The organism is Bradyrhizobium sp. PRIMUS42 (genome assembly GCF_023006515.1).
Classification (GTDB): Bacteria; Pseudomonadota; Alphaproteobacteria; order Rhizobiales; family Xanthobacteraceae; genus Bradyrhizobium.
This window is the reverse complement of record NZ_JALBGZ010000847.1, coordinates 1-2,461: the sequence shown is the minus strand read 5'-3', so window position 1 is coordinate 2,461 and position 2,461 is coordinate 1. Positions and strand designations below refer to the sequence as shown.

3 protein-coding genes are annotated in these 2,461 nt (G+C 65.7%); 2 read left to right on the top strand and 1 reads right to left on the bottom strand.

The features are described from left to right. The coding region (locus MOV75_RS34590; RefSeq protein WP_247007584.1) for an alpha/beta fold hydrolase at positions 1-266 on the bottom strand (266 nt) is incomplete at its 3' end. Between the two features lie 152 nt (positions 267-418). Between MOV75_RS34590 and MOV75_RS34585 the strand changes: the two genes are divergently transcribed. Further along, positions 419-1,681 carry a D-alanyl-D-alanine carboxypeptidase family protein gene (locus tag MOV75_RS34585; RefSeq protein ID WP_246931936.1) on the top strand — a complete coding sequence of 421 codons (1,263 nt, stop codon included), beginning with the start codon at positions 419-421 and terminating at the stop codon, positions 1,679-1,681. Between the two features lie 2 nt (positions 1,682-1,683). Next, a complete protein-coding gene (gene tmk / locus MOV75_RS34580) occupies positions 1,684-2,370 on the top strand; it encodes a dTMP kinase (protein WP_246931934.1) in 687 nt (228 codons plus the stop codon). Positions 2,371-2,461 lie beyond the last annotated feature (91 nt).

Below are 2,461 nucleotides of genomic sequence, written 5' to 3'. Positions count from 1 at the left end.
CCCAGCGCCTGCACGAGGCCGACCACGTCGCCGACCGTGTCGAAGATGGAGTAGGCGGCAACGTCTGGCGGCGCGGCGCTTTGGCCGTAGCCGCGCATGTCGGGGGCGACGACGTGAAACCCGGCCTCGGCGAGCACGGGGATCTGGTGGCGCCAGGAATAGGACAGCTCCGGCCAGCCATGGCACAGCAGCACCAGCGGACCCTGGCCGGCTTCGCGGATGAAGAGATCGATGCCGTTGGTCTTGATCACACGGGTGGAGGACATCGCTTTTCCGCCTTGTTTCAGGGGTTTGGTCGAGAAACATGAGGCGCCACGATAGGGGCGCGGCGAGAATCGTGCAATCTCGCGGCAGGCGTCCAACCTCGTGTTGTTCGCATCGGTTCCAGCTGTTAGAACGCCGCTCTCAGGGCTTGGCCATGGCATTTCGTCCTTCTTCGCTTCGTCGCACCCGCTTCACCGCCGGGGCGCTGTTGCGCGGGCTGATGGCGACGGTTCTGGTTGTGGGCATCGGCTGGAGTGGGGCGCTTCTGGCCGCCAACCAGAGCGTCCAGGGCGCCAAGAAGGCGGACGATACCGGCTTCGACGGCGATGCCCCGACCGCGATCCTGATCGAAGCCTCCAGCGGCAGCGTGCTGTTCGAGAAGAACGCCGACGAGCTGCGCGCGCCCTCCAGCATGATGAAGCTGATGACGGCGGAGGTGGTCTTCAATGCCATCAAGAAGGGCGACATCAAGCTGACCGACGAGTACCGGATCAGCGAGAACGCCTGGCGACGGGGCGGCGCGCCCTCGGGCGGCTCCACCATGTTTGCCGCCATCAACAGCAAGGTCTCGGTCGACGATCTCCTGCACGGCGCGATCATCCAGAGCGGCAACGACGCCTGCATCGCGCTGGCCGAAGCCATGGCGGGCAACGAGCGGATCTTCGCGGCCGACTTCATGACCAAGCGCGCCCGCGAGCTCGGCATGACCAGGTCGACCTTCGGCAATTCCAACGGCCTGCCCGACCCCGGCAACAAGATGACGGTGCGCGAGCTCGGCATCCTCGCCCGGCACATCATCCTGGACTTCCCCGAATTCTACAAACTGTTCGGCGAGAAGGAGTACACTTGGAACAAGATCCGCCAGCCTAACCGCAATCCGCTGCTCAATTCGATGGAAGGCGCCGACGGCCTCAAGACCGGCTACACCAAGGAAGGCGGCTACGGCATGGTCGGCTCGGCGGTGCAGAACGGCACGCGGCTGATCGTCGTCGTCAACGGGCTCGAAGATCCCGAGGATCGTGCTACGGAAGCCAAGAAGATGCTGGAATGGGGTTTTCGCAATTTCGAAACCCGCACGCTGATCGCGGCCGAGCAGCCCGTCGGCTACGCCAAGGTGTTCGGCGGCGAGAGCCGCTCGGTCAAGCTCGTCGCCAAGAACCCGGTGAAGGTGATGGTGCACAAGAACGGCAGCGACAAGCTGATTGCGCGCGTCGTCTATAGCGGCCCGGTGCGGGCGCCGGTCGAGGCCGGCCAGCGGGTCGGCGTGGTCAAGGTCTGGCGCAGCGGCAACATCGCGGTGGAGACGCCGGTCTATGCGGCCGAAGCGATTGCTACCGGCTCGACCATGCGACGTGCGATCGACGGCGCCAGCGAGCTCGTGATCGGCATGTTCCGCGCAGGCGCCGAGAAGCTCTGACCATGAGTGAGAGCGCGCTACAGCGGCCGTCCGGACGCGGACGCTTCATCACCTTTGAAGGCGGCGAGGGCACCGGCAAATCGACCCAGATCAAGAAACTCGCCGACCGTCTCAAGGCGGCAAAGCTGCGCATCCGGGTCACGCGCGAGCCGGGCGGCTCGCCGGGTGCCGAGATCATGCGTCATCTGGTGCTGTCCGGCATGGGCAAGCTGCTCGGACCCGAAGCCGAGACGCTGCTGTTTGCCGCCGCACGTGATGACCATGTCCGCACCGTGATCCTGCCTGCGCTCAACCAGGGCACCTGGGTGCTGTGCGACCGCTTCGCCGATTCCACGCGGGCCTATCAGGGCAGCCTCGGCAAGGTTCCAATCGGTCTCATCAACGCGATGCAGCGGGTCACCATCGGCGATCTCAAGCCGGACCTCACTCTCATCCTCGACCTGCCGGTCGAGATCGGCCTCCAGCGCGCCGCCGCGCGCCGCGGCAACGGCACGCCGGACAGGTTCGAGGGTGAGAAGCTCAGTTTTCATCAGGCTCTGCGCGAGGCCTATCGCAAGATCGCTGCGGACGAACCCGCGCGCTGCGTGCTGATCGACGCCAATTCCGACCCGGATACAGTTGCGGCACGAGTCTGGACGGCGCTGCGCGATCGTCTGCTTCCCACACCGGCCTCGGTGGTTTCCGCATGAGCCCACGTCAGACCGAGCGCGAAACGCCCATTCCGCATCCGCGCGAGACCTCGCGGCTGTTCGGACATCGCGAGGCCGAGACGGCGCTGCT

Bases quoted from the DNA above. Each gene is read 5' to 3' on its own strand.
- tmk (WP_246931934.1), top strand. From the start codon at position 1,684: ATGAGTGAGAGCGCGCTACAGCGGCCGTCCGGACGCGGACGCTTCATC.
- MOV75_RS34585 (WP_246931936.1), top strand. From the start codon at position 419: ATGGCATTTCGTCCTTCTTCGCTTCGTCGCACCCGCTTCACCGCCGGG.